Origin of the sequence: Acinetobacter sp. YH01020, assembly GCF_013420275.1 — a bacterium.
GTDB classification, from domain to species: Bacteria; Pseudomonadota; Gammaproteobacteria; order Pseudomonadales; family Moraxellaceae; genus Acinetobacter; species Acinetobacter amyesii.
The window spans coordinates 1-25,813 of record NZ_VOYN01000047.1 but is presented as its reverse complement, the minus strand read 5'-3'; the positions used below and the strand labels follow the sequence as shown (position 1 = coordinate 25,813).

The window sequence follows — 25,813 nt, the reverse complement described above, 5'->3', positions numbered from 1 at the left end:
CTGATGCTAGTTGGTCTAACACCTTGCAATGTTTGTCTTTTATACGTAATTTAAGGGTTTTCATGTACTTATATTAACAATCAAAACTCAAGGAAAATAGTCCTTAGTTAAATCAAACGACACTTCATGTCGTGTCGCTTATATCTCTGACCTGAAGGACTGAGTTTTACGCTCCATTTGGTAAAACAGCTGTGCCATCACGGCATCCTGTCTTGAAACAAAATTCTTCCGCTCACTGATTTGTAAGCTGACCTGTTCTCGTATGGCATCGTATTCCGCTGTTGTGGGTTTGCGCTGATCACTCCAATGTCCATCAGGAACATAGCCTGTTCCATAATGTACATTTAACAATGGATATTCATGAAAATATTTTGGTGTCGCGCGCTTGGTTTTGGCTTCTAAAATATTCAGATGAATCCATTCACTGCCAAGATGTATCAATGGATCACGCTTCATACCTTCTGCAATCCAATTTTTGGCCAGTTTAATATTGCCGATCAACTCATAAGCTGTGCCTAAATTCACTGCCGTCTTCGGTAAACCTGGATGCTCAATTTCCAATTGCACGTAAAACCTTAATGGCTAAATCGTAACGGCCTGCGTAGATCTGATGTACGGCATAATCATTTTCTGCCTGATAGTCTATTGGGCTAGGATGCCTTGATACAAAGTTATTCAATTTTTCGTCATGATGTTCTTAGCATTGATTTTCTTTTTGTGAATCAGATGTATAAAAATCTTCTACATAGGTATTTAAACATGCCCAACTTGGCATAGTAATAAATAATGCACTACTCAAAAGGATTATTTTTTTCAATTCATTATTTTTACAGATTGGCGGATTAAATATCATGTTCGACCTGTCTTTCATTAGCACATTATAATTTTAAAGTGATTGAGTTTTTAAGTTACTGCTATTCAAACATAAAAAAGCCACCCGAAGGTGGCTTTTTTCATTCAGCGAACTGAATTATTCATCATCTTTTTTTGCTTCGTCAGTAGGAGGTAAGTCCTTGACCGCTTCCGCAATTAGACCAAACATATAGTTGCCATAAGCATTTGTTTTGTCGTAATGAAAACGCAAACGTGGCGTAATACGTGTTTTGATACGACGGCTCAGTTCATGACGCAAGAAACCAGATGCTTTATTCAAGACATCTAAAGTTTCTTTATTTGCGGCTTCACTTTGCTCATCGCCTAGCTCACGACCCATTACAGTCACATAAACTTCGGCATATCCTAAGTCTGGGCTCACCTTCACGGCAGAGATGGTCACAAGACCACCTAAGCGTGGATCTTTCAGCTCCTGACGGATCAGTTCTGACAACTCACGTTGTACTGTATCCGCCATACGCTTCAGACGTTGACTACCCGCCATTAAAGACTCCGTTTAATCAATTGAACATCGTACACTTCAATCTTATCTTGTGCTTTGATGTCTTTATAGCCTTTCACTGCAAGACCACATTCCATACCGGCACGAACTTCTTCAACCACATCTTTGTAGCGACGAAGAGATTCAAGCTCACCTTGGAATACCACCACGTCATCACGTAATACGCGAATCGGTTTATTACGGTGTAATGTACCTTCAAGTACCATACAACCTGCAGCAGCACCGAATTTACTTGAGTGGAACACTTCACGTACTTCAGCAACACCCAGAATTGTTTCACGGTGTTCAGGCGCTAATTTACCGCTCATCGCATCTTTCACATCATCAATTAATTGATAGATGATCGAGTAGTAACGAATGTCGATACCATCAGCATCAGCTTTTTGACGTGCAGTATTATCAGCACGTACGTTAAAGCCGAGAAGAACCGCTTCTGATGATTCAGCAAGTGTTACGTCAGACTCAGTGATCGCACCAACACCTGAACCAATAATACGTACTTTCACTTCATCAGTTGCAAGTTCAGCAAGTGCAACGTGTAATGCTTCCAAAGTACCACGTACGTCTGTTTTCAATACCACGTTGACAATAGGCACATCTTTCTTGCCCATAGACGCCATGATATTTTCAAGACGCATCGCAGATTGACGCTCAAGACGTTTTTGACGTTCACGATCCATACGCGCATCAGCAACTTCACGTGCTTTTTTCTCGTCATTTACAACAAGAACTTCATCACCCGCCATTGGCGCTTCTGGTAGACCCAAGATTTCCACAGGAATCGAAGGACCAGCAGATTTAATACGTTGACCATTTTCATCTGTCATTGCACGTACACGACCGTATGACGAACCTGCAAGAACAAGGTCACCCACTTTCAATGTACCGTTTTGAACAAGAATCGATGTTACCGCACCACGTCCTTTGTCTACACGTGCTTCAATTACAACACCTTGTGCCGCACCCTCTTCAGATGCTTTAAGCTCAAGAAGTTCGGCTTGAATTGAGATCAAGTCAAGAAGTTCGTCGATACCTGCACCGCTGTGCGCAGAAACCATTGCCACTGGAACGTCACCGCCCCATTGCTCAGGTACGATTTCTTTCGTCGTCAACTCATTCAATACGCGATCTGGATCAGCAGACTCTTTATCCATTTTGTTGATAGCAACAATAATTGGCGTACCTGCTGCACGTGCATGGTCAATCGCTTCCGCAGTTTGTGGCATAACACCATCATCTGCTGCAACAACCAACACTACGATATCTGTAGATTTCGCACCACGTGAACGCATTGCAGTAAATGCTGCGTGTCCCGGTGTATCTAAGAAAGTAATAATACCTTTTTCAGTTTTCACATGGTAAGCACCAATATGCTGTGTGATACCACCTGCTTCACCTGCAGCCACTTTAGAGCGACGAATACGGTCAAGAAGTGATGTTTTACCATGGTCAACGTGACCCATAATTGTCACAACTGGCGGACGAGTGGTTTGGACACCACGCGCTTCTTCAGCTGCTTCAAGTAAGTTGTCTTCTGCTTGTGTATCCGAAACAAGTACTGGATTGTGACCCATTTCTTCAACAACAAGTGCTGCAATTTCTTGATCAATCGCTTGGTTTTGAGTAACCAATTCGCCCATTTTCATGAGTGATTTGATAACTTCGCGAACTTTAACCGCCATTTTCGCAGCCAAGTCAGCAACAACAATTGTTTCACCAATTTCAACATCATAAACTTGTTTTTTAACTGGTTTTTCAAAGCCATGCTTGTTCGCTTGACTTGTTTTTAAACCACGTTTATGTGAGTTATCACGGAAAGATTGCTCTTCGCCACGACGACCACCTTTTTTAGGTGAACGTGAATTGTTGGTATTGGTACCACGTTTAATTTCACGGTCTTCTTTCGCAAATGAATCTTCATATGCCTGACCTACAAGGCCGGCAGCAAGCGGAGAATCATCTACAACACGAATGGTCGCAGTAGTGTCTTCGTTAGAATACTTAGACGCCATTTGACGCATTTGCTCAAGCGTACGTTGTTGCGCTTCTTCAGCGGCTTTACGACGCGCCGCTTCTTCTACAGCTTTCAATTGTGCTGCTTGAGCTTCACGTGCTTTTTTCTGTTCTAGAGTTTCAACAGGTTTTGTAATTGGCTTGTTGTTTGACTTACGTTTTACAACAACCGCAGCTTTCGGTGTTTCTTGCTTCGCATGTTCTTGCTTCGCAGCAGCACGCATTGCTTCTAAAGCTTGTTTCGCTTTAGATACTGGTTGTTGCTTCGGTTCTTCAACTTTCGCTTCAACCTTAGGTTCCTGTTTACGTGCTTGTTGGTCAGCTTGTGCTTTCGCTAATGCTTCAGCTTTAATTTGCTCAGGATCCGGTTTAACAAATGTATGTTTCTTACGAACTTCTACATTAATCGTTTTTGCCTTGCCCGATGTACTCGCCACTTTAGCAGTACTGGTAGTTTTACGTTTCAACGTGATTTGTCCTGCATTGCCCGCATCCTGACCATGAACTTTTTTCAAATGGTTAACGAGGGCATTTTGTTGTTCAGTGGAGATAATATCGTCAGGTTTAGTTTGTGGTAAACCCGCATCACGAACCTGTTCCAGTAGCTTCTCAACTGGACGACCCACGCTGAGAGCTAACTCCTTAATCGACTTGTCCGTCATATATTACCTCCTAGTTAAACCATGATTCGCGCGCTTTCATAATAAGTTGACCTGCTTTTTCAGCACCTAAACCTTCGATATCAGAGATATCGTCAGTGGCTTGATCTGCAAGATCATCTACAGTTACCACACCGCGAGCGGCAAGCGCATATGCGATTTCTTTAGTCACGCCTTCCATTGCAGCAAGCTCTTCGCTTGGCTCTTGGATGTTTTCTTGTTGCTTCAATGCATCAGCCAATGCAATTTCTTTTGCACGACCTTGTAGCATTTCAACAGTTTCAGCATCAAGTTCGATCTCATCGAATGTTTCCGCAGGAACATACGCAATTTCTTCTAATGATGTGAAACCCATTTCAACCAACGCCATCGCTAAGTCTTCATCAATATCTAGACGTGTAACAAACATATCTAAATATTGTTGCGCTTCGTTTTGTTGGCGTGCGTGATATTCTTCTTCAAGCATCATATTGAGCTTGTAACCAGTCAATTCAGATGCTAAGCGTACGTTTTGACCTTGAGAGCCAATTGCACGCGCTAACTGATCACTCGTTGCAAAAATAATATCTGCAGTACGTTCTTCTTCATCAATCACGATACCTGATACATCAGCAGGCTCTAAAGCACTTGCAATGTATTGTGCCGCGTCATCCGACCAAACGACTACATCAATACGCTCACCATTTAACTCTGACTGAACCGCTTGGATACGTGTACCACGCATACCAATACATGCACCTACAGGATCAATACGGTGATCGTTTGTTTTCACAGCGATTTTAGCACGAACGCCAGGTTGGCGTGCAGCTGCCTTAATCTCAATGATTTCTTCAGCAATTTCAGGAATTTCTTTCTTCATCAATGCGATGAGCATTTCTGGTTTAGAACGAGAAAGTAATAACTGAGCACCACGGCCTTCACGGTTCACATTAAACAAAATCGCGTTTACACGTTGTTTAGGACGTAGAATTTCTTTAGCGATCATTTCTTCACGCGCAAGATATGCTTCTGCATTGTCACCTAAGTCAATGATAAAGCCATCTTTGGTTTGTTTTTTCACTTCACCGTAGATGAGTTCACCAACTTTAGACTCGTAAGCATCTGCAATTAATGCACGTTCTGCTTCACGAATTTTTTGAACAATCACTTGTTTCGCAATTTGTGCCGCAATACGACCGAAATCAATCGATTCAACTTCAAGTTCACGGATATCCCCAATTGCCCATTTTGCAGGATCTACATCAGAGATCGCATCTTGGCATGCTGGCATTTCGTGATCTTCGTCGGCAACCACTTCCCATTGACGGAAAGTACGGTAATCACCAGTACGACGGTCGATTTCTACACGTAGACGAGCTTCTTCCGAGTGAGTTCCCTCGTAGAATTTCTTCTTAGTCGCTGCAACTAAAGCTTGTTCAAGCGCTTCAAAAATTGCATCACGACTTACACCTTTTTCGTTACTAACCGTTTCTACTACGGTAAGAATTTCACGAGCCATAAGTCACCTATTCGTTCAGATTCTTATTTATTAAATTAATCTTGGAAAACCAGATTTGCTTTATCAATATTGTGGCTGTCAATATCCAACACTTGTTGCTTTTCAACTTCAACCTGAATCATTTCGCTTTCAAGGTCTACGCTTACAAGTTTGGCTTGGAATTTACGACGATTATCCACAGCACTGATCAAACGCAAAGCGACTTGCTGACCAATGTATGCCGTCATTTGTTCCAATTTAAAGAACTGACGATCCCAACCTGGAGATGACACTTCCAATGCATATTCGCCTGAAATTGGATCATGTACATCCAACATCGCACCCACTTGCTGAGTGACACGAACACAGTCCTGCACGCCGATACCACGGCCTTGCTCAACTTCGCCATCTTCATTGATGACAGGTTCTGCATTTTCATCAACTTCACGGTCGATATAAATACGTAACAGTGAACGCTTACCTTGAGGTTGGAAATCAATCCCCCAAAGTTCTACATCACATGCTTGCACCGCTGGGGCAATTAAGTCCTGAAGTGCTTGAGTTTTATTTGATAGCTTCATTTACTCTCGTCAAATTTGTGCGATTCGATGGTCGAAATGACCACTACAGACCAATGCAAAACTATAGTAGTAGTGAAACATGACGGTTTGACCAAAATACTGTCGACACTACACGATAGCCAATAAAAAAGGGCGTAAATCGCCCCATTATTACACAGAAAACCATAGTCCACTGTGCAAAAAGGCCCACCTAGTTGTGAGCCTCTTTTAGAAACTTGGTAGCGGGAGCTGGATTTGAACCAACGACCTTCGGGTTATGAGCCCGACGAGCTACCAGACTGCTCCATCCCGCATCAACATGCAAAAATTATATACAATTTCTTGGTCATTTTCAATCTAAAACAACCTGAAGAATTGCCCTACTGAGTTGCATCTCAGAGGATTGGTAGCGGGAGCTGGATTTGAACCAACGACCTTCGGGTTATGAGCCCGACGAGCTACCAGACTGCTCCATCCCGCATCAACATCACAATGACTTTCAGATAAACTGCTTATATAGCTTGTGCACTATATAAGATTGGTAGCGGGGGCTGGATTTGAACCAACGACCTTCGGGTTATGAGCCCGACGAGCTACCAGACTGCTCCACCCCGCATCAATATGCAAATAGTTCTCTCAGCTTTAAAAGCTGTCCATTTAAAAGTTTGCATCTTAAAAATAGAATTGATTGGTAGCGGGAGCTGGATTTGAACCAACGACCTTCGGGTTATGAGCCCGACGAGCTACCAGACTGCTCCATCCCGCATCAACAGAGTTTTGCTGCATACACCAACTTATGTTCTGGATTATAAGTTGGTGCGGAAGGGGGGACTTGAACCCCCACGCCCGAAAGCACTACCACCTCAAGGTAGCGTGTCTACCAATTCCACCACCACCGCAGCTGTGACGCATTCTAGTCGCAACACGTCAAAAAAGAAAGCGCTAAATAAATTATTCAGCGCTTTTTGGTGCAGTTGGCGAAGTTTCAGCCGATTTTGCTGGCGCAGTCGGTACTGAAGAAATCGCATTCAGACTATAAGCATCTGTCGTTTGTTTCTTTGCAAACACAGCAAGTGTCAAGCTCGTAACAAAGAACAAAGCCGTTAAAATCGCAGTCAAACGGGTCATAAAGTTACCCGAACCCGATGCACCAAATACAGTTGCAGCACCGCCGCCACCAAAAGATGCACCCGCATCTGCGCCTTTACCATGCTGAACTAAAATCAACACGATCATTAAAATCGCTAAGATAATATGTACCACCAGCACAAACGTATGCATGCTGAACTCCTAATTATTTTGTATTTGCAAATGCTTGAGCAATTTTATAAAACGACTCTGCATTTAATGATGCACCACCGACCAGCGCACCATTGATATCTGGACAGGCTGCCAACTCTACTGCATTTTCAGGTTTTACACTACCACCATAAAGAATCGCCGTATGAAGTCCCATCGGGGTGATTTGGCTTAAACCTTCACGAATTTTAGCATGCATCGCTTGCGCATCTTCAGGTGACGCTGTTTTACCTGTGCCAATGGCCCAAATTGGCTCATAAGCCACCACAATTTGTTTCCACTGCTCTGCTTGTACAACAGCAGCAATATCACATATTTGTTGTAACACTACCTGTTCTGCTTGGCCGCTTTCACGTTGTTCTAAGCTTTCACCCACGCAATAAATCACAGTCAAACCTGCGCTTAATGCATTTTTTACTTTTTCATTAATGATATGCGGTTGATCAGCAAAAATTTCACGGCGTTCTGAATGACCAATCAGTACAAATTCAACACCATAATCTTTTAACAGCTCAGCACTGAGCTCACCCGTATATGCACCTGTACCTGCGACGCGAGAAACGTCTTGTGCAACGGTCATGATGTTACGGCTTGCTTGTGCTAATTCATTTTGCACCGTGGTCAGAGCAATAGCTGTTGGTGCAACCCCAATATGACATGCCGCTTCTGCAATATTTTGTTCATTTAATAATTGCTTAAAATTCTTAAGAAGTGCGCCAGCATCGGCTTGCAATGGGTTCATTTTCCAGTTACCCACTACCCAAGGCGTAATCGTCGAACCCGACATATTTATCCCACATGACAAAGATGAAATCGGGCACATTCTACACGTAATTCATAATTTTGAAGATAAATTTAAACACATTTGCATCTTCGAACCACACCAGTCATTCCAAGATCTTCTCTTTTCTGTAAAAAAATTAAGCAGATTTAAGGACTGGTTCATGCTTTTTACCAATTCTTAGCTAGTGACAACACTTTAAGATATGGTATTTTTGTGCAACAAAAGTATAATTTTGCTATACCAATTATAAACAGACTGAAGCATAGGCAAGTAAAAGCATGACAGCAGTTCAAGGTTCTTCAAGATTTACGGGGTTTATTCGTCGCTTAGTTGACGAAGGGCATCTGTCAGCCGAAAAAATGCAAACAGCGCTGCAAAATTCAAAAAAGGCTCATCAAGATATCGTGCCGCATTTGATTCAGGAATATCAACTTTCAGCACGCCTGATCGCTGAAACCATCTCGATAGAGTTCGGTGAACCGGTTTTTGATATTTCGACTTATGACACCTCCTTAATTATTCGTGATGAATTTGAAGATAAGTTAATTACCAAGCATCGTATTTTGCCCATTTTTAAACATGGCAATTTATTATTCGTTGCAATCAGTAATCCCACTAATATTGAAGCTGTAGATGCCATCCGATTTGGTAGTAAGCTGAATACCGAAACAATTATTGTTGAACATGACAAACTTGAAAAGTTAATTGAACAGAACTTCGCTGAAGAAAGTACTTTTGACTTTGATAGTGACTTTGATCTTGATTTAGATAGTGAAACACCTGATCCATCTCAAGAAGATGAAGATGAGGCAACGGGTGATGAAGCACCGATTGTTAAGTACATCAATAAACTACTAGTCGACGCCATTCGCATGGGTGCATCCGACTTACATTTCGAACCTTATGAAAAGTCTTACCGCGTCCGCTACCGTGTCGATGGCGTGTTAAGAACAATTACTAATCCGCCCTTGCAGCTCGCGACTCGTCTTGCTTCACGTTTAAAAGTCATGTCACAAATGGACATCTCGGAAAAACGTATTCCACAAGATGGTCGTATCAAGTTAAAGCTGTCAAAGAACAAAGCTATCGACTTCCGTGTGAACTCTTTACCGACCTTATTTGGTGAAAAACTTGTTCTACGTATCCTTGACCCTTCTAGTGCGATGTTAGGGATTGATGCATTGGGTTATGAACCGGATCAAAAAGAACTGTTCATGCAGGCTTTAGAAAAACCGCAAGGCATGCTGCTCATTACTGGCCCAACGGGTTCCGGTAAAACCGTATCTTTATATACAGGTTTAAATATTCTCAACCGTGAAGATACCAATATTTCAACGGCCGAAGACCCTGTGGAAATTAACTTAGAAGGGATCAATCAGGTCAACGTAAATAATAAAGTCGGCCTCACCTTCTCTGCAGCCTTAAAATCATTCTTACGTCAAGACCCTGATATTGTGATGGTCGGTGAGATTCGAGATTTAGAAACGGCTGAAATTGCAATTAAAGCGGCTCAAACAGGTCACATGGTAATGTCTACACTGCATACCAATAGTGCACCTGAAACACTGACACGCTTACGCAATATGGGCGTGCCTTCATTTAACATCGCGACATCCGTAAACCTTGTCATTGCGCAGCGACTTGCACGTCGCCTATGTTCACAATGTAAAGAAACAGTAGACGTACCAAAACAAAGTCTATTGGAGCTTGGTTTTACCGAAGATGATTTAAATACACCAGAATTTCAAATATACCAACCTGTCGGTTGTGCCGAATGCCGTGAAGGCTATAAAGGCCGTGTCGGTATATATGAAGTCATGAAAGTGACACCTGAAATTTCAAGAATTATTATGGAAGATGGCAATGCCTTACAAATTGCCGAAGCTTCAAATCAAGCAGGTTTTAACAATTTACGCCGTTCAGGCTTAATTAAGGTCATGCAGGGGGTGACTTCACTTCAAGAAGTCAATCGTGTGACCAGTGAGTAAGTGAATTAGTATTTAAAAATAAGGATAAATTCATGGCTGTAAAAAAAGCGCAGATGATGCCAACCTTCAGTTATGAAGGCGTGGATCGCAAAGGGGCGAAAATTAAAGGAGAGTTGCCTTCGCGCAATATGACTTTAGCTAAAGTCACTTTACGTAAGCAAGGCATCACCATTAAAACCATTCGTGAAAAACGAAAAAATATTTTTGAAGGCCTAACTAAAAAGAAGGTTTCAACTCTAGATATTACGATTTTCACACGCCAACTTGCGACTATGATGAAAGCCGGGGTACCGCTCGTTCAGGGGTTTGAAATCGTAGCTGAAGGCTTAGAAAACCCATCAATGCGCGAAGTTGTACTCGGCATTAAAGGTGAAGTTGAAGGTGGTAATACTTTCGCTGGTGCGCTACGCAAATATCCGCAGTATTTTGACAACCTATTCTGCTCCTTGGTTGAATCTGGCGAACAGTCGGGTGCATTGGAAACCATGCTAGACCGTGTTGCCATATACAAAGAAAAAAGCGAATTGCTTAAGCAAAAAATCAAAAAGGCCATGAAATACCCAGCAACTGTGATTGTTGTTGCCGTAATTGTCACGATTATTTTGATGGTAAGGGTTGTTCCAGTATTCCAAGAGCTATTTAGTTCCTTTGGAGCAGACTTACCAGCATTTACGCAAATGGTGGTCAATATGTCTAATTGGTTTCAAAGCTATTGGTTTATTTTCATTATTATAGTAGGAGCAATAATCGCCTTATTTTTAGAAGTCAAAAAGCGTAGCAAAGCTTTCAGAGACTTTTTAGACAAAGCTGCTCTGAAAGCACCAATTTTTGGTGATTTGGTTTATAAAGCGATTATTGCCCGCTATAGCCGTACTTTAGCAACTACATTTGCAGCCGGCGTACCCTTAATTGATGCACTTGAATCGACTGCAGGTGCAACCAATAACGTAGTTTATGAAACAGCGGTCATGAAAATTCGTGAAGATGTGGCGACTGGTCAGCAATTGCAATTCGCCATGCGTGTCACCGATAAATTTCCATCCATGGCGATTCAAATGGTCGCTATTGGTGAGGAGTCCGGTGCATTAGATGCCATGCTAGACAAAGTGGCGACGCATTATGAAAACGAGGTAGATAATGCCGTAGATGGATTAACCGCGATGATGGAGCCCTTAATCATGGCAGTATTGGGTGTCCTCGTCGGTGGTCTTGTGATTGCAATGTATCTTCCTATTTTCCAAATGGGTTCAGTGGTTGGTTAAAACCAATAAAAGGAAATATTTTGTTTACTGATTTTTTTACTTATTTAATCAATACCCCAATTGCGATGTATATCGCAATTGGGATTTTTAGTCTTTGTATCGGTAGTTTTTTAAATGTGGTGATTTACCGCACGCCGAAGATGATGGAACAAGAATGGCGCACGGATTGCCAACTGTTTTTACATCCAGACCAACCGATTATTGATGAAACAAAGATCACCCTGAGCACACCTGCTTCAACGTGTCCAAAATGCAAAACACCTATACGTTGGTATCAAAACATTCCAGTCATCAGTTGGATCGTGTTACGCGGAAAATGTGGAAGTTGCCAAAATCCAATCAGTAGCCGTTATCCACTGATCGAATTACTCACCATGATCTGTGCGCTGATTGTTGTTGCAGTTTTTGGCCCAACCATCCAAATGCTGTTTGGTCTGGTGCTGACTTATGTCTTGATTGCCTTAACATTTATTGACTTTGACACCCAACTTTTACCTGACCATTATACCCTTCCTTTGGCTGCACTCGGGCTTGGCGTGAATAGCTATGCCATTTATACCTCTGCAACCTCAGCCATTTGGGGATATATCATCGGCTTCTTATGCCTATGGATTGTTTACTTTTTATTTAAAATCATCACTGGCAAAGAAGGCATGGGCTATGGCGACTTTAAGCTTTTAGCTGCGTTGGGTGCATGGATGGGCCCTTTCCTGCTTCCACTGATTGTATTACTCTCTTCACTGGTAGGTGCAATTATTGGCATTATTTTGCTCAAGGTTCGTAAAGAAAACCAACCTTTTGCATTTGGTCCCTATATTGCCATCGCCGGATGGATCGCCTTTTTATGGGGTAATCAAATTATGAAAATTTATTTGGGTCAGTAAGGTCGTTGTATGACATTTGTCTTGGGTTTAACAGGTGGTATCGGTAGCGGAAAATCTGCTGCAAGCAATTGGTTTGAACTCCAAGGCATTCAAGTCGTCGATGCTGATATCGTTGCTCGCGAGGTTGTCGAACCGGGGCAACCCGCACTGATTCAGATTCAACAACAATTTGGTGATTGGGTTTTACTTGCGAATGGTGAGTTAAATCGGCGCGCTTTACGTGAATATATCTTTAAAGATCCTACAGCACGTCAAACACTTGAAGCCATTACCCATCCTGCAATACGTCAGTCCATTATCCAACAGTTAAATGAAGCCACCAGCCCCTATGTCATCTTGGTTTCGCCGCTGTTATTTGAAACCAATCAACATGAATTAACCAATCACACCTTGCTTATTGATGCCACGGAACAATTGCAAATTCAGCGTGCATCACAGCGCGATGGTCAAAATATCGAACAAATCCAAAAAATTATTCAAGTACAAATGTCACGTCAGGAAAAGCAAAAAATCGCCGATGATATCGTGCTGAATGATGGTCATTTAGATCATCTATATGCGCAGCTTCGACCCTTGCATCTCAAGTACTTAGCGCACGCTGAAAAAAGCTAAATAAAAAAGCAGTCTTACTCAGACTGCTTTTTTTGTTGTTCGAGTTGCTGCTCTAGACTGTCCTTTCGCCCCAACCATTTCCACGGTTGAATCGCTCCAATCCCCATCCCGACTAATCCGCACACGATTGCAAAACTTAAAGGTTCATTTAGCAACGGCACCGCTAAAATCGCAGCAATAAAAGGTGCCAAAGTTACGATGCTTCCGGCTTTAAATGCACCTAAGCGCTTGATCGCCTCTACATACGTTAAAGTCGCAATAATCACCACAAAAATACCGTGAAAGATGACTTGCCCAACGAGCTGCAGCGGCTCAGGATCGGACCAATGCTTTGGGAAAAATAGTAGGTAAATTGGCACAAATACCACGGCAGACCAAATCGCAACCCCCGCCATGGCATGCCAAGCAGAGAGCTTCCATTGCTTAAGCAATACCGTAAATATCCCCCACCAAATGGCACTGATAAAAAATAGCAAATCACCGAGACCAAACGCTACACCGGTTTCCACATACATCAAATAGCTCATTAAGCTAATGGCAGAGACCATAATCACTACACTGATCCAGGTATGCTTATCGAGCGGCTGCTTGAAGATCAAAAACGCGGCTATGGCTGTACATAAAGGAATACAACCATTGAGGAAAATTGCAGCATGGGCCGCAGGAGCATAATGAAATGCGCTATAGGCCGTTAAACAATAGGTCACCCCACCGAGCATAGCAAGGATAAAAGGCTCTTTTTTCCATAAAAAAGCCGTATCTTTTTTATAAATCAAAATTGGCATTAAGATGCAAAATGCCAAAGCAAACCTGAGCGCCGTGATATCCCAAGCACTGATTCCCCAATTGGCGCTTAAACGCGCCGTTAAGGTGAATCCACCCCAAATACACATGGTAATGAAAACATATAAATAACCTTGCTTTTGGGGAGACATCATCACTGCTATTTCAATTCATTATTACGTTGACGACATGCTTCATACAATGCCATACCTGTTGCGACACTGACATTTAAGCTTTGCAAATTGCCGGCCATTGGAATGTACACAGTTTGATCACATTGCGCCTGCGTAATGGGACGTAAACCTGTATCTTCAGCGCCCATCACCACACATACACCCGTACCTGTGAAGTCAAAGTTTTGAATCGGCAATGCTTTTTCATCTAGCATAGTGCCAACCACACGTACATTAAAGTCTTCTTTGATTTGAGCCAATGTACGTGCCAAGTTCGTCACCTGAATAAACTTCACTTTTTCAGCACCACCTGCAGCCACTTTACGGGCTGTTGGGGTAAGTGTCGCTGAACGATCACGCGGTGCAATCACCGCTTCAATACCCATAGCTGCTGCTGTACGAATACATGCACCAAGGTTATGTGGGTCTGTAATATGATCTAAAGCCAATAGCAACGCATTGGGATTGGCTTGCAATAAAGCCTCTAAATCTTTTTCGTTTAAGACTGGATGTGGACGTACAGCCGCGACTACACCTTGATGGAACGGTTGTCCCGCAAGTTTTTCCAAACTATCACGGCTAGCTTTTTGAATGCTAACACCAAACGGTTCTGCCAACTCAAAAATACGTTTTAAACGCTGATCATCACGACCTTTAAACGCAAATAAAGTTAAAACGCGTTCTGGCTCAAGTTCCAGTAATGACTCCACTGAATGAACGCCATAATAATATTCCGGTTTCGCCATGAACGACCTCTAATTTGCAAACTTCGATAAACTTTTGAACAGGGTATGATATCCCTAGAGCACAGCATAGGCTGCCAAAAAGAAAAATCCTGCAAAGCAAGCTTTACAGGATTTATGCTATGACACATAGTTTAACCGATTTAAGGTTAAAAAACTGTGCCTAAATGGATTGAATCATTAGCCTTCTAAGTGGCACACATAATCCAAGACTTCGTCTGTTTCAATTTTAAAACGGCTATTACCTGGCACGTAGAACGATTGGCCCGCACGGAATAATTCGCTTTCTTCACTATCTGCAATTTGAACACGACATTCACCTGAAATAATTTCCATACGTTCAGGTACATGAGTTTCAAAAGTCAGCGCTTGTTCAGTTGGAAGCAACACACCCAGTGTTTTCTTGGTTCCATCTTCAAATTGCACAGTATGGCTGATGCATAGACCGCCAAAATAAACATTTGATTTTTTGATTACAGATACATGATCAAACTGTGCTGACATGCGTTTTCTCCAGATAAAGCATATTTATAATATTTTGATTGAAGTAGTTTAATTGTGCTGCAAAAACTAATCAATCAGTGTTGAAAACTTTGAGATAGATAATTACATAAATCTGAGAAGTGGATGTGTCCCAATACCATCCCATTATCTTGACATTGAGAATCTAAAACAAACTGTACTTTTGTACAAAATACTTTTTTTTATTTCATCCACTAAAGTCCTAATTAGGGTCTATTGAAACGCTGCAAAATCATTTCACAGATATACATGGATAATGAATCATATTGGTGGATTTGAGTGACCAAATCATGACGCTTTATGGCAATAACACGCTAGATTAAATACAAGAATACATATACAAACGTGTTTTGTGAGGACTTGGCAGGATGTTGGATGGTTTCAGCTCACGTTATGCAAGATCATCTACTCTTTGCATCACAACACTGCATGGATACAGCGGATAAGAAACTTATTTCTTGTTAAACTGAAATTTAAGATAGAATTATGAGGTTTTTCGTCATCTTAAAATAAAACTTGTCTTGTGACCAAAACAAAACTTAATTATCTTTAACTAGAACTTTTCGCAGCTCGGATGCGTTTATGCTGACACATTTAACTCTGATCAATTTTGCATTAGCCGACCATTTAGCCATCGACATTGAACAAGGCTTTAATGTCCTGACGGGTGAAACGGGTGCGGGTAAATCTTTACTTCTAGACGCATTATCAGCATGTTTAGGTGAACGAACAGACACCAACTATGTGCGCTATGGATCAGACAAAGCCGATGTAACAGCGACCTTTAGCTACCAAGAGCACAGTCCTGAAGCGCTTTGGCTCAAAGAACACGAATTGGATGATGAGTCTGGCGAGATCCATTTACGTCGCGTAATTTTTGCAACAGGTCGCAGCAAAGCATGGATTAATGGACGTCCGAGCAGCTTGTCCGAGTTAAAAGAAATTGGCCGCTTATTGGTACAACTCTATAGCCAACACAGCCAACAACAACTCTTAGAACCGCCCTACCCAAAACATTGGCTAGATCGCTATTACAATTTTTATCAGCCTGCTCAAGCCGTGCGTGATGCCTATAGCAAGTGGCAAAAGGACATTCGACAGCACCAAGCAGCTCTCGATGCCCAAGCCACACGTAAGCAACGGATAGAAACGCTTGAACTTCAATTAGAAGAACTTGAAGACCTTGTGCAAACGGAATACAAGGAAATCGAGCAAGAATTTGACCGTCTCAGTCATCATGAACATATCATGCAAGACTGTAGCTATGGTCTAAATGCCCTCGATGATGCCGAGCAAAATATCAATCAAGAAATGGGCGCGATCATTCGTCGAATTGAATCGCATGCAGGACGTAGTGAACAACTTTCTGAAATTTATACGTCGCTACTGAACGCTCAAAGTGAAATTGAAGATGCCACCGCAAATTTACGTCAGTTTATTGATCGTCAAAGTTTTGATCCTGAACGTATGGACGAATTAAATACCAAACTGGAAGTTTTTCATCGCTTAGCGCGTAAATATCGTACTCAGCCTGAAGATTTAAAACAAGAATACGAAGCATGGCAACTTGAGCTAGAACAATTACATCAACTTGAAGATCCTGAAACCCTAGCTGAACAAGTGGAAGTGTCTCATCAAGACTTTTTAGCCAAAGCACAGCATTTGGATGATATTCGTCGTGAAGCATCTACCCCATTGGCGAAGCAATTGACTGAACAAGTGAAGCAGCTCGCGCTCCCAGAAGCACATTTTGAATTTAAATTTGAGCCTCTAGAACAAGCTTCAAGTGAAGGTTTGAGCTTTATTCAACTGCTGTTCACCGCAAACAAAGGGATTCCTGCTCAGCCTTTAGCACGCGTGGCATCGGGGGGTGAATTGTCACGTATTGCCTTAGTCATGCAAGTGATGAATGCTGAAAAAACTGAATCCGAAGTGTTAGTCTTTGATGAAATTGATGTTGGGATCAGTGGGGGTACAGCGGAAATTGTCGGACGTTTGTTAGCTGATTTGGCGCAGCATGTTCAAATTTTATGTATTACTCACCAAGCCCAAGTCGCTGCTCAATCTGACCAACATCTCCTGGTGAAAAAACGTCAAACGGATCCTGCAAGCAGTACCATTATCGAATTAGAAGAAGATGATCGGATTCAAGAGCTGGCTCGAATGACCGGTGGTGTGGAGATTAGTCAAACGACCTTACAACACGCAAAACAGTTGCGACAATTAAAATTTCAACATAGTTAATTTTTGATGCTTTCAAAAAAGCCTGTGGATTAAAAACCACACAGGCTTTTTTGAAAGCATACTATTTGACAATTCCCTGATACACAAAGGCTTTCGAGCCTAAGCTATAGCGTAAATATTTATACTGCGGCTGATGTTGTTGATTGAGTAACATTACATCCACGTGTTTCGGACTGATTTTGAGATATTCATTACCGCTACGACGATCGGTTTCATAATGGCAGTCATAATCTACCGAGATTTGATCTAGTTTCTTTTGCTTAGTTTGAAATACATAAGATTTAAGTAACTGTTTTGGTCCAACTTCAACAGCTCTTAGATGATGTAGTCCACTGCAATTATCACCTTTATAATAACTCTTCACCAAATATACGGTTTTATTTTGGATGTTGACCGGCAAAATTTGATTGATATAGCCTGAGTCAAATTGATCTAAATGTTGCGTTTTTCCCGTTGCATATTGCACATAGCTGCTCCACTCCCCCATGGTGCCTCCGCCAGACACATCAAAACTATAAAATTTAAGTTTTTTATCTGGTGAATATTGCACATGAACAAAACCTTGCTTTTCCAGTTGCGTAAATCCGTAGTGAAAACTGCTCGGATCTGCCGCAATGACATCCACAATTTCACGTTCTATCGCTTCATTGACCTCATAAAAATTTAAGTTTTTATATTTTTTAATCACCTGAGATTCATGTTTTTGTAAGTCAGCGCTTCCTGCAAAGCCTGAAATAGGTAGGCTTGCACAGAGTGCCATCCCTATTATTTTTGAAAAATGTGTCATTGTTTTACCCTCAGTTTATCCTGCTATTTTAAGCAATCTCAGTCATCAATCACGTATATCTTCTCCTCGCTTTTGTACTGCTGTTGTTCAAATTACCAATCATCTCTTCACAATTCACCACATTGCAGACCTGCCTGCACGATGACGATTTTGATCATGCCCCTCACCGGTCGAGCATGACAAATATTGAATTTGCAGAAAAACTCATTGTTGAAAACTTGTGAGTCTAGTATGTTGATAAATACAACGTTATTCGAATGCAATTCACCCCAAAAATTAAACTTACCCCAATAAGGAGAAGCCATTAGGTGACTAAACAATACCTCACACACCGCTGCCTGATTGCTCCACCCGAAATGAACGATGAATTCTTTGCCAATACGGTGATTTATTTGGCTCGACATGATGAAGATGGCGCTCAAGGCATCATTATTAATCGTCCATCAGGTTTACAGATCAAAGAACTCTTGAATGATTTGGAAATTGAGGCAGATAATGTGCATCCTCATGAAGTGTTGCAAGGTGGACCTTTGCGCCCAGAGGCAGGTTTTGTTCTTCATACCGGTCAACCGACATGGCATTCGTCTATTGCTGTAGGTGAAAATGTTTGTATTACCACCTCTAAAGATATTTTAGATGCGATCGCACACAATGAAGGTGTGGGTCGCTATCAGGTGGCCCTAGGCTATGCCAGTTGGAGTAAAAGCCAATTAGAAGAAGAAATTGCTCGGGGTGATTGGCTCATTTGTGACTCAGACATGGATTTAATATTTAACTTACCTTATGACGACCGCTGGGACGCTGCCTATAAAAAAATGGGGGTAGACCGCATGTGGTTATCATCTGAGATTGGACATGCCTGATTTACCACAATATCAAATGATTATGGCTTTTGACTTTGGCACACAAAAAACAGGAATGGCTGTGGGACAAGCCCTGATTGAAAGTGCAAATCCTCTACCACTCTTTCCCATGAAAGATGGCATTCCCAATTGGGATAATCTACTCAAGATTGTGAAACAGTATCAGCCGGATTTGTTTATCGTGGGTCTACCGCTCAATATGGATGATAGCGAATCTGAACTCTCCACACGTGCGCGTAAATTTGCACGACGCCTTCGCCACCAAACCAATATTGAAACCTTGATGGTCGATGAACGCTTAACTACACGTGAAGCGCGTGATGAATTAGATCATTATCAAGCCCAAGGCCGTGCGAAGAATCTTTCTGCCGACAGCCTTGCTGCAGCATTATTTATTGAAAGTTGGTATCGAAATCCAGTGGGACTGAAACCTTAAGCGCTTTCAACAAACAGGCAAATAAAAAAGCATCCGAAAAAGGATGCTTTTTTATGCGCAAGATTGATCACTCAATGCTGCGCAAATGAAATGATTGGGGATAACTTAGTTTTTATCCACAATATGAATCGTGGTGGTTCGACCCGCGACAAAAGCCAACTGATCATGCGGCACTTCATCCAGTACAATTTTCACTGGTACACGCTGTGCCAAACGAACCCAACTAAAGGTTGGATTGACATTGGCCAGTAAACTATCAGTCGATGTACGTTCACGGTCTTCAATCCCTGTTGCAACGCCTTGTACATGCCCCTTATAAACTTCAGAACTTCCCATCAGTTGGATTGTTGCAGGTGCGCCAACATAGATTTTATCTAGTTTGGTTTCTTCAAAATATCCCACAACATACAATTGTTGACGGTCAATTAAGGCCGCTACGGCTTGGCCAACTTTGACGTAATTCCCTGCTTTGAGTTCAAAGTTAGACAATGTTCCATCAGTCGGTGCAACCACTTCCGAACGTTTTAAATTCAATTCTGCCAAATGCAAACTGCTATTCGCCGCTTCAATCAGGGCTTTTTGCTGCACCACACTGGCTTTGGCTTGCTCAATCGCGGCCTGAGTTTGTTCATGCTCTGCATGTGATTGATCACGTACTGCAAACATTTGATCTTGTTCTTGTTTTGAAATCGCACCGTCCATCAAACTTGCATAACGATTTGCATTTTTATCTGCAAGATTAATATTGGCTTGTGACTTCACTAAATTCGCTTTGGCTTCAGCAAGCTGCGCTTCAGCCCCTGCCAGTCCTGCTTTGGCTTTCGCCAAGTCAGATTTGGCTTGCTCAACATCCAAAGCTTGACGTGCCACATCTATACGAAACAGCACTTGGCCTTTTTTCACTTGTTGGTTGTCTTGAACTAAAACGTCTGTGACCAAACCTGAAACATCCGATGACACTTGAATCACGTCACCACGTACCCGTCCATCACGCGTCCATGGTTCCGAATTGTAATAGTCCCAAATATGTTTCAGCGCAAGTAATGCGCCACATAGCACGATTATCAACAATACAGGCCGAACATATTTTCGGACATTCAAATTGGTCATACGATTACCTCAATCATTTCATTTTTTAGGGGCTTAGAACTGGCAGAAAATAAAGATTTCATGCACCAGCCAAAGCAACATCATAAATACACCCAAATAAAAAATATTGAGCATCGGCACCCAATCTGGCGCCATCCATCGGTCAAGCAAACGCATGATGACCCGCAATAACAGATAGGCCAATACCGCTTGAATCAATAGAATGGGCACATAGACGCCATATACATTTAGCTCACCCATGTTGTGCCTCGACCTGTAAATGATTTGGTGTTTGCTGTGTTAGGACATGACACAAACTGCTTTGAATATTGTTCAGCGAATACTGAATTCGATGCATAACATCATCGTTTTCCACACCCTGAACAGCCTGATTCAATCGTTGAATTCGCTCTACAATTTGCTGTTTCAAGCTCATATACACATTCTTTTGCCCTTGTTCCATGGCCCGAAAATAGTCATCTAAATCTTGTTGTAACTCTTCGAGTTCGCTGACCAGTGCATCATTCGGATCGAGTTTATTCATGAGTTCTTGCAAGCGGGTTAAATCAATCACAGCACTGGCTTCCACCAAAGCCCACTCGATCTGTTGTTTTAAATTCCCTGATTGCACCATTTTGCTGTTTAGGATGCCGATTCGGTCCAACATACTGCGTAAATGCACCCGAAACGGTAAGCCATACGGCAGATATAATGCCTGACGCAGTGCTTTGTAATGCTGTGAAAGTATGCGTTGGGCCGTCATATCCGGTGACATCGCACGCACTAAATGAATAATAAACACCGAAATAATGGGTCCCAAAACCGTCCCAATCGATGCATCGAAGAAAAACACCTGATCAAGGCTAAAGCGGTTTTGAAAATTCAGCCCCATGATGGTGCCCATCAAAAGCGGCAAGCTGATCCCGACCAAAGGCGGATGTAAAAATAGCATCAGACAGAACATCACAAACGGTGCTAACACCACGATCAACTGCCAAAAAGCGGTCACATGCGGGAAAATGCCATTGGCGTAGATGAACACCATGAAAGCCGCATACATATTGGCGCGAATAAACATTTTCAATGCAGGAACAGGGTTATCCATTGCAGTTAAAATACAAGCACTGATTGCAGCCATTTCGGCCATCATAAATCCAGCTTTCCAACCACTAACGATCCAAAAACCCGTAGAAATTAAAATAATCAAACATGCGGACACCCCGCCACGAATGGCAACACCTGCATCTCGATGCAAAGTCGGATAATGACTATTGCCCAAGGCGGTCAGTGTGGCAGGTAAAGTGGAGTCGCCTTGCTGTACCCGCTGCCAAAGCAAGCGAATCGCACGAATATTCTGAATAAAATGCCGAATATCCATTTTTAAACTACCTAAAATCACCTGTTGTGATGGCAATGCCTGTGCCTGAATGTGTTGAAAATCTTGCTCAAACTGTTCAGGCAATTGATTAAGTTCACTTTCCTCAATCTGATGTTGATCTAATAAAAACGCGGCAATATGTTCATGGGCTTGCTTGAGTGCCGTCCGATAATGTGTGTCCAGACCATCTAATTGTTTCATCCGTTCAGACATGGCCACCAAGTTACTGACCAACAAACTCAACTGATGCAAGATTTCCTGCAATGGACGTGTCATGCCTTTTAAGGTGGATTTTTCATAAGACAAATGCACCGCCATGACATGTATATCCGCGATATCTCGTGCAATATTGCCAAGATTTTTAGAATAATTTTCTAGCTCAGCAGGCTCTAATAAAATCTGATCAAAAATTTCTTTGGTATCGGCAAAGGTTTTGCTCACCCTTGTTTCGACGGCAGGGCCAATATGCATTGGAAATAATGTCGTGGTCACGATGGCACTACAGACCACACCCACCGTAATTTCGAGAAAACGCCCCAAAGCCATATCGAAAATCGAAGCGGTATCAATAAAATACACCACGTTAAAACAGATAATGACCGTGGTATAACCCGCCAACATGGAAACATAACTACGAGGCGTACGGTCTAGCAGTGACAAATACAGGCAAAACCCAACCCAAACCGCCAAAAACACTGTAAACAGTACTGGCATATGGATGAGATGTGGCAGTGCCACCACCGACACGGCCGCCCCTAAGAACGTCCCTAATACACGATACAAACTTTTTGAAGACGTCATGCCTGAATATGGATTCGCGATTACGAAAACGGTGCCAATCGCCCAAATCGGATAAGCCAAATTCAGTACAAAGGCCACATACAATGCCAACATGCCCGCGATGAACGTTTTGGTCGCAAAAATCCAGTCCATTTTATTGGGCCGAAAAGCGAGTATTTGTTCCGTCAGCAGCATGATTGATCTCGTCGGTTTACTTCTTTTTAGTGAAAACGGCCTCGTATCGAATGCTTAAACATTCGACAGCACAACCTGTATCACGGCACAGGAATGACTAGAAATTTCAATAAGTAAAGAAGCGATTCAAATCGTGTTTCAAACCATTTGAATACAAAAAGTAATGTGCAACATTGCCTGCGCATCGAACAGATGGGCAATATTTATTCAATATAGGATATTTTCATAGAAATTTTGCTAAAAAAACAAACCAAAGTCAATAAAAATATCTTATTTTGATAATTCAACTATATTTTAATTGCGTATTTCAGGTTTTTACTATGCTTTTATCAGGATGACCCAAGAAACCCTGTGATATTTCAGATTTGTTTCATTTCCAGTGTAGAAAAGCGCAACATCAGGCCGAGCAATTTGTTATAAAGTAACTTAACGATTCATTTTTTATTGTGACCAAGCAGGTTCTTATGGCGCTTTCCAGTTTTGGTAAAATTCTCACCGTACTCGACTTATTTTCAGTTGCTCGTCCCATCATCAATGTCGACATTATTAGTGAAGAATTAGGCTTATCTAAACCAACGAGCTATCGCTATTTAAAAGAACTGGTTTCTGCTGAATTATTGCAGCGCCTCAGTGGGACTTCTGGCGATTACACACTGGGTTCCAAGATTGCTGTGCTTGATTTTATTTCTCGCACCACCGATCCATTGGTGCAAATTAGCATTCCCTTCATGAAAGAAATTGTGGAACGCACAGAGTCTTGTTGCTTATTGACGCATCTGAATATCGACTCTTGTATTGATGTGCATCATGAACTTTACAAAGACTATACTGCCTTGGCTTATGGTCGAGGTAGCCCGCGTCCGATGTATAAAGGCTCATCATCTAAAGTGATTTTGTCCCAGTTACCCAAGCAACGGATTTTAGATTATTACCACCGTTTTGCAGATGAATTATCTCAAGTTGGTTTTGCGCATAATGAAGAAGAATTTATGCTGCAAATGAAAAAGATTAAAAAGCAGGGTTATTATTTTTCCAATGGTGAAGTTGACCCGAATATGTCGAGCCTATCGATTCCGATTAAATTCTCCAGTAAAGAACCCCCACTTGCTTTGACCCTATTGGCGTCTAAAAATCGTTTTGATTTTATGAATTTTCAGAAAGTTGTAGAAATGCTGCAAGACTGTACAGCGCGTATTGAGAAAAAATACAGCAGTATGATGGAAGAATCGGACGCCATTTAAATCTGATCAGTTTGCGCACAACTGATGCGATGTTGTAAAGATGATATTTAATTAATCTGATAAATTCATATTATTAATTGAATTTATTAATTATAAACTCCAGAAAGATTATCATAATATGATTATTGTTCTTTAGCAGTCATCTCAACCATGTGTTCCATGATTTCAGTTGATTGTCGCTATACTCTTCCTCAGAGAAAGAAAAAAGCTCATCTAGATATGGGCTTTTTTTATGGCTGTTGATCATAGAAATAACGAAAGGTTAAATTCACCCTCGGCTCGGTCACGTTCATCGACTTCATTAGGGCATGCTTCCAATACCGTTGGGTTTGCCCACGCATCACGATCAACTGTCCACTTTGCAGTAAAAGCTGTACTTTCTCTTGGGTGCTTTTATGTTTAAAGCAAAACTTTCGGCTTGCGCCAAAACTTAAAGATGCGATCACCACCTGCTGTGTGGGTGAAAGTAAAGACGGCTCATCATCACTATGCCACCCTACCGCTTGCGTACCATTTTCGTATAAATTGGCCAAACAGGAATTAAACGCCTGACCCACCCGTTGCTCAATATGTTGCTTTAAGCGTAGTAAAGCTGGATTCCAGATCAATGCCTGCTTTTGCATGCCTGAATAGTGATACTCATAATGGGCATCTCCATACCAAACCACTTTTCGCTCCTTTTGATAATACTGTCCATGCAAAATGACTTCATCATGCTGCCAAGCCAACTGCGTGAGGAAATAGCGTAAATATTTTTCACTGTCTTCAGCATTGAAGATCAGTCCATAATCTTCAACTTCACCATCATAGGGCAGCAGGTTTGCATGCGGTTCAGGCGCAAATAATTCAAAATTCATCGGTTCAACTCAACACTGTTAGGCGCAGCACCGTGATGCTGAGGTCGTGAGCACATTTAAAAATATCTTAGCTGAAAAACTCTCGTCACAAATCAAAACATTGTCATCGCTTGTCGCATTGAATTTTCAGTCTTAGACTAAAGCTCATATTCACAATAAAAATAATTGCTTATGAATCTGTGGCAACTTTTCCAAAAATTACGTCCATTTGTACAGCCATACCACTGGCTGGTGGTCGTGACGCTGATCTTGACCTTAATTGGCTCACTCACGGCACAGGTGAATGCCCTGACACTCAAATATGCCGTAGACAGCATCAATCAGCTTTTACAACAAGGCCTCGGTCTAGCCAATGGTTGGCATATATTAATCATCATCACCGTAGTCTTACTGGGAAAAGAAGTCATCAATGCCATCGTGCAATTTGGACAAAAATCGTTTGGTGAAAAGTTACGTATTTTAATTTCTCAGGATTTGTCCCAAGGCATTATTGAAAAATTTATCACCTATCGATTGGCATTCTTCGATCAACAAGACAACCAAGCAGGTAAGCTCCAAACTCGAATTGATCGGGGGGTTAGCTCGCTCACACGATTGGTTCAAATCTTTTTTATTGATATTTTACCATTATTTACCAGTGCCATTATTGCACTGGGCTTAATAGACTTCCTTCATAAATCATTTTTCAACCAATTTAATTGTTTATCTTTCACCCAATCTAAATTGTATATGCCAGCAAGTAAATTAAACCGCAGGTTTAATCGTTTACGACGATTTCTATATACACA

Annotated in this window: 24 protein-coding genes and 5 tRNA genes; 9 read left to right on the top strand and 20 right to left on the bottom strand. The window is 41.8% G+C overall.

From position 1 onward, the window contains the following. Nucleotides 1-138: 138 nt before the first annotated feature. The 12 genes from FTT85_RS14790 to tpiA form a co-directional block, all read right to left on the bottom strand. Nucleotides 139-567 (bottom strand): hypothetical protein, encoded by a 429-nt coding sequence (locus FTT85_RS14790; protein WP_180183858.1) that lies wholly within the window; start codon nt 565-567, stop codon nt 139-141. Between the two features lie 403 nt (nt 568-970). Then, the gene (locus FTT85_RS14785) at nt 971-1,378 is read right to left on the bottom strand and encodes a ribosome-binding factor A (protein WP_078189413.1); all 408 of its coding nucleotides are present in this window, start codon (nt 1,376-1,378) and stop codon (nt 971-973) included. Beyond that, nucleotides 1,378-4,071 (bottom strand): translation initiation factor IF-2, encoded by a 2,694-nt coding sequence (infB, locus tag FTT85_RS14780; protein ID WP_180183857.1) that lies wholly within the window; start codon nt 4,069-4,071, stop codon nt 1,378-1,380. The genes FTT85_RS14785 and infB overlap by 1 nt, the downstream gene beginning before the upstream one ends. Before the next feature lie 10 nt (nt 4,072-4,081). Then, nucleotides 4,082-5,566 (bottom strand): transcription termination factor NusA, encoded by a 1,485-nt coding sequence (gene nusA / locus FTT85_RS14775; RefSeq protein ID WP_078192558.1) that lies wholly within the window; start codon nt 5,564-5,566, stop codon nt 4,082-4,084. A gap of 35 nt (nt 5,567-5,601) precedes the next feature. After that, nucleotides 5,602-6,126 (bottom strand): ribosome maturation factor RimP, encoded by a 525-nt coding sequence (gene rimP, locus FTT85_RS14770; RefSeq protein WP_078189416.1) that lies wholly within the window; start codon nt 6,124-6,126, stop codon nt 5,602-5,604. Between the two features lie 216 nt (nt 6,127-6,342). Then, nucleotides 6,343-6,419, bottom strand: a tRNA-Met gene (locus FTT85_RS14765). A 90-nt stretch (nt 6,420-6,509) separates the two neighbouring features. Then, a tRNA-Met gene (locus FTT85_RS14760) sits at nt 6,510-6,586 on the bottom strand. A 58-nt stretch (nt 6,587-6,644) separates the two neighbouring features. Next, nucleotides 6,645-6,721: transfer RNA gene (locus FTT85_RS14755), tRNA-Met, on the bottom strand. A 73-nt stretch (nt 6,722-6,794) separates the two neighbouring features. Next, nucleotides 6,795-6,871, bottom strand: a tRNA-Met gene (locus FTT85_RS14750). A gap of 48 nt (nt 6,872-6,919) precedes the next feature. Continuing rightward, nucleotides 6,920-7,004: transfer RNA gene (locus FTT85_RS14745), tRNA-Leu, on the bottom strand. A 52-nt stretch (nt 7,005-7,056) separates the two neighbouring features. Further along, nucleotides 7,057-7,386: a preprotein translocase subunit SecG gene (secG, locus tag FTT85_RS14740; protein WP_078192560.1), complete on the bottom strand. Its 330-nt coding sequence runs from the start codon at nt 7,384-7,386 to the stop codon at nt 7,057-7,059. Nucleotides 7,387-7,399: 13 nt separating this feature from the next. Next, entirely contained in the window at nt 7,400-8,191 is a 792-nt protein-coding gene (tpiA, locus tag FTT85_RS14735) for a triose-phosphate isomerase (protein ID WP_180183856.1), read from the bottom strand. A 275-nt stretch (nt 8,192-8,466) separates the two neighbouring features. Between tpiA and pilB the strand changes: the two genes are divergently transcribed. The 4 genes from pilB to coaE all read left to right on the top strand — a co-directional run bounded on the left by pilB (nt 8,467) and on the right by coaE (nt 12,934). Further along, nucleotides 8,467-10,176, top strand: coding sequence for a type IV-A pilus assembly ATPase PilB (gene pilB, locus FTT85_RS14730; RefSeq protein WP_180183855.1), 1,710 nt, complete (start codon nt 8,467-8,469; stop codon nt 10,174-10,176). Nucleotides 10,177-10,208: 32 nt separating this feature from the next. Next, nucleotides 10,209-11,438 (top strand): type II secretion system F family protein, encoded by a 1,230-nt coding sequence (locus FTT85_RS14725; RefSeq protein WP_180183854.1) that lies wholly within the window; start codon nt 10,209-10,211, stop codon nt 11,436-11,438. 65 nt (nt 11,439-11,503) lie between these two features. After that, nucleotides 11,504-12,322, top strand: a complete 819-nt coding sequence (locus tag FTT85_RS14720; protein WP_180183859.1) for an A24 family peptidase — start codon at nt 11,504-11,506, stop codon at nt 12,320-12,322. Between the two features lie 9 nt (nt 12,323-12,331). Next, nucleotides 12,332-12,934, top strand: coding sequence for a dephospho-CoA kinase (gene coaE / locus FTT85_RS14715; RefSeq protein ID WP_180084535.1), 603 nt, complete (start codon nt 12,332-12,334; stop codon nt 12,932-12,934). Nucleotides 12,935-12,948: 14 nt separating this feature from the next. On the opposite strand, the gene FTT85_RS14710 is transcribed toward coaE, so the two are convergent. The 3 genes from FTT85_RS14710 to FTT85_RS14700 form a co-directional block, all read right to left on the bottom strand. Continuing rightward, on the bottom strand, nt 12,949-13,869 hold the full coding sequence (locus tag FTT85_RS14710; protein WP_373886896.1) for a DMT family transporter: 921 nt from the start codon (nt 13,867-13,869) through the stop codon (nt 12,949-12,951). A gap of 8 nt (nt 13,870-13,877) precedes the next feature. Next, a complete protein-coding gene (gene rlmB, locus FTT85_RS14705; protein ID WP_180183852.1) occupies nt 13,878-14,636 on the bottom strand; it encodes a 23S rRNA (guanosine(2251)-2'-O)-methyltransferase RlmB in 759 nt (252 codons plus the stop codon). 177 nt (nt 14,637-14,813) lie between these two features. Beyond that, a complete protein-coding gene (locus FTT85_RS14700; protein ID WP_067763086.1) occupies nt 14,814-15,137 on the bottom strand; it encodes a pyrimidine/purine nucleoside phosphorylase in 324 nt (107 codons plus the stop codon). Nucleotides 15,138-15,737: 600 nt separating this feature from the next. On the opposite strand from FTT85_RS14700, the gene recN reads away from it, so the two are divergent. After that, nucleotides 15,738-17,399, top strand: a complete 1,662-nt coding sequence (gene recN, locus FTT85_RS14695) for a DNA repair protein RecN (protein ID WP_180145509.1) — start codon at nt 15,738-15,740, stop codon at nt 17,397-17,399. A 61-nt stretch (nt 17,400-17,460) separates the two neighbouring features. Here recN and FTT85_RS14690 read toward each other — a convergent pair whose 3' ends face one another. Further along, on the bottom strand, nt 17,461-18,186 hold the full coding sequence (locus FTT85_RS14690) for a hypothetical protein (protein ID WP_162689751.1): 726 nt from the start codon (nt 18,184-18,186) through the stop codon (nt 17,461-17,463). A 308-nt stretch (nt 18,187-18,494) separates the two neighbouring features. Here FTT85_RS14690 and FTT85_RS14685 point away from each other — a divergent pair, with 308 nt between their 5' ends. Together FTT85_RS14685 and ruvX are read left to right on the top strand one after the other, a co-directional pair. After that, nucleotides 18,495-19,049: a YqgE/AlgH family protein gene (locus tag FTT85_RS14685; protein WP_180183851.1), complete on the top strand. Its 555-nt coding sequence runs from the start codon at nt 18,495-18,497 to the stop codon at nt 19,047-19,049. Next, nucleotides 19,042-19,485 (top strand): Holliday junction resolvase RuvX, encoded by a 444-nt coding sequence (gene ruvX / locus FTT85_RS14680; RefSeq protein ID WP_078192570.1) that lies wholly within the window; start codon nt 19,042-19,044, stop codon nt 19,483-19,485. The genes FTT85_RS14685 and ruvX overlap by 8 nt, the downstream gene beginning before the upstream one ends. 105 nt (nt 19,486-19,590) lie before the next feature. On the opposite strand, the gene FTT85_RS14675 is transcribed toward ruvX, so the two are convergent. The 3 genes from FTT85_RS14675 to FTT85_RS14665 are packed head-to-tail and all read right to left on the bottom strand — an operon-like array spanning nt 19,591 to nt 22,927. Further along, nucleotides 19,591-20,595: an HlyD family secretion protein gene (locus FTT85_RS14675; protein WP_180064879.1), complete on the bottom strand. Its 1,005-nt coding sequence runs from the start codon at nt 20,593-20,595 to the stop codon at nt 19,591-19,593. A 33-nt stretch (nt 20,596-20,628) separates the two neighbouring features. After that, entirely contained in the window at nt 20,629-20,835 is a 207-nt protein-coding gene (locus tag FTT85_RS14670) for a DUF1656 domain-containing protein (protein WP_180136599.1), read from the bottom strand. After that, nucleotides 20,828-22,927 (bottom strand): FUSC family protein, encoded by a 2,100-nt coding sequence (locus tag FTT85_RS14665; RefSeq protein WP_180183850.1) that lies wholly within the window; start codon nt 22,925-22,927, stop codon nt 20,828-20,830. The genes FTT85_RS14670 and FTT85_RS14665 overlap by 8 nt, the downstream gene beginning before the upstream one ends. Before the next feature lie 464 nt (nt 22,928-23,391). On the opposite strand from FTT85_RS14665, the gene FTT85_RS14660 reads away from it, so the two are divergent. Beyond that, nucleotides 23,392-24,168 carry an IclR family transcriptional regulator gene (locus tag FTT85_RS14660; protein ID WP_168378212.1) on the top strand — a complete coding sequence of 259 codons (777 nt, stop codon included), beginning with the start codon at nt 23,392-23,394 and terminating at the stop codon, nt 24,166-24,168. 230 nt (nt 24,169-24,398) lie between these two features. On the opposite strand, the gene FTT85_RS14655 is transcribed toward FTT85_RS14660, so the two are convergent. Continuing rightward, entirely contained in the window at nt 24,399-25,025 is a 627-nt protein-coding gene (locus FTT85_RS14655) for an alpha-ketoglutarate-dependent dioxygenase AlkB (RefSeq protein ID WP_180183849.1), read from the bottom strand. Between the two features lie 171 nt (nt 25,026-25,196). On the opposite strand from FTT85_RS14655, the gene FTT85_RS14650 reads away from it, so the two are divergent. Next, nucleotides 25,197-25,813, top strand: a 617-nt coding sequence (locus FTT85_RS14650) for an ABC transporter transmembrane domain-containing protein (protein WP_257232174.1), incomplete at its 3' end; no start/stop codon positions are given.

Excerpts from the sequence above, each read along its gene's own strand:
- FTT85_RS14785 (WP_078189413.1), bottom strand. The coding sequence starts at position 1,378 with ATGGCGGGTAGTCAACGTCTGAAGCGTATGGCGGATACAGTACAACGT.
- infB (WP_180183857.1), bottom strand. The coding sequence starts at position 4,071 with ATGACGGACAAGTCGATTAAGGAGTTAGCTCTCAGCGTGGGTCGTCCA.
- nusA (WP_078192558.1), bottom strand. The coding sequence starts at position 5,566 with ATGGCTCGTGAAATTCTTACCGTAGTAGAAACGGTTAGTAACGAAAAA.
- rimP (WP_078189416.1), bottom strand. The coding sequence starts at position 6,126 with ATGAAGCTATCAAATAAAACTCAAGCACTTCAGGACTTAATTGCCCCA.
- secG (WP_078192560.1), bottom strand. The coding sequence starts at position 7,386 with ATGCATACGTTTGTGCTGGTGGTACATATTATCTTAGCGATTTTAATG.
- tpiA (WP_180183856.1), bottom strand. The coding sequence starts at position 8,191 with ATGTCGGGTTCGACGATTACGCCTTGGGTAGTGGGTAACTGGAAAATG.
- pilB (WP_180183855.1), top strand. The coding sequence starts at position 8,467 with ATGACAGCAGTTCAAGGTTCTTCAAGATTTACGGGGTTTATTCGTCGC.
- FTT85_RS14725 (WP_180183854.1), top strand. The coding sequence starts at position 10,209 with ATGGCTGTAAAAAAAGCGCAGATGATGCCAACCTTCAGTTATGAAGGC.
- FTT85_RS14720 (WP_180183859.1), top strand. The coding sequence starts at position 11,504 with ATGTATATCGCAATTGGGATTTTTAGTCTTTGTATCGGTAGTTTTTTA.
- coaE (WP_180084535.1), top strand. The coding sequence starts at position 12,332 with ATGACATTTGTCTTGGGTTTAACAGGTGGTATCGGTAGCGGAAAATCT.
- FTT85_RS14710 (WP_373886896.1), bottom strand. The coding sequence starts at position 13,869 with ATGTCTCCCCAAAAGCAAGGTTATTTATATGTTTTCATTACCATGTGT.
- rlmB (WP_180183852.1), bottom strand. The coding sequence starts at position 14,636 with ATGGCGAAACCGGAATATTATTATGGCGTTCATTCAGTGGAGTCATTA.
- FTT85_RS14700 (WP_067763086.1), bottom strand. The coding sequence starts at position 15,137 with ATGTCAGCACAGTTTGATCATGTATCTGTAATCAAAAAATCAAATGTT.
- recN (WP_180145509.1), top strand. The coding sequence starts at position 15,738 with ATGCTGACACATTTAACTCTGATCAATTTTGCATTAGCCGACCATTTA.
- FTT85_RS14690 (WP_162689751.1), bottom strand. The coding sequence starts at position 18,186 with ATGACACATTTTTCAAAAATAATAGGGATGGCACTCTGTGCAAGCCTA.
- ruvX (WP_078192570.1), top strand. The coding sequence starts at position 19,042 with ATGCCTGATTTACCACAATATCAAATGATTATGGCTTTTGACTTTGGC.
- FTT85_RS14675 (WP_180064879.1), bottom strand. The coding sequence starts at position 20,595 with ATGACCAATTTGAATGTCCGAAAATATGTTCGGCCTGTATTGTTGATA.
- FTT85_RS14670 (WP_180136599.1), bottom strand. The coding sequence starts at position 20,835 with ATGGGTGAGCTAAATGTATATGGCGTCTATGTGCCCATTCTATTGATT.
- FTT85_RS14665 (WP_180183850.1), bottom strand. The coding sequence starts at position 22,927 with ATGCTGCTGACGGAACAAATACTCGCTTTTCGGCCCAATAAAATGGAC.
- FTT85_RS14660 (WP_168378212.1), top strand. The coding sequence starts at position 23,392 with ATGGCGCTTTCCAGTTTTGGTAAAATTCTCACCGTACTCGACTTATTT.
- FTT85_RS14655 (WP_180183849.1), bottom strand. The coding sequence starts at position 25,025 with ATGAATTTTGAATTATTTGCGCCTGAACCGCATGCAAACCTGCTGCCC.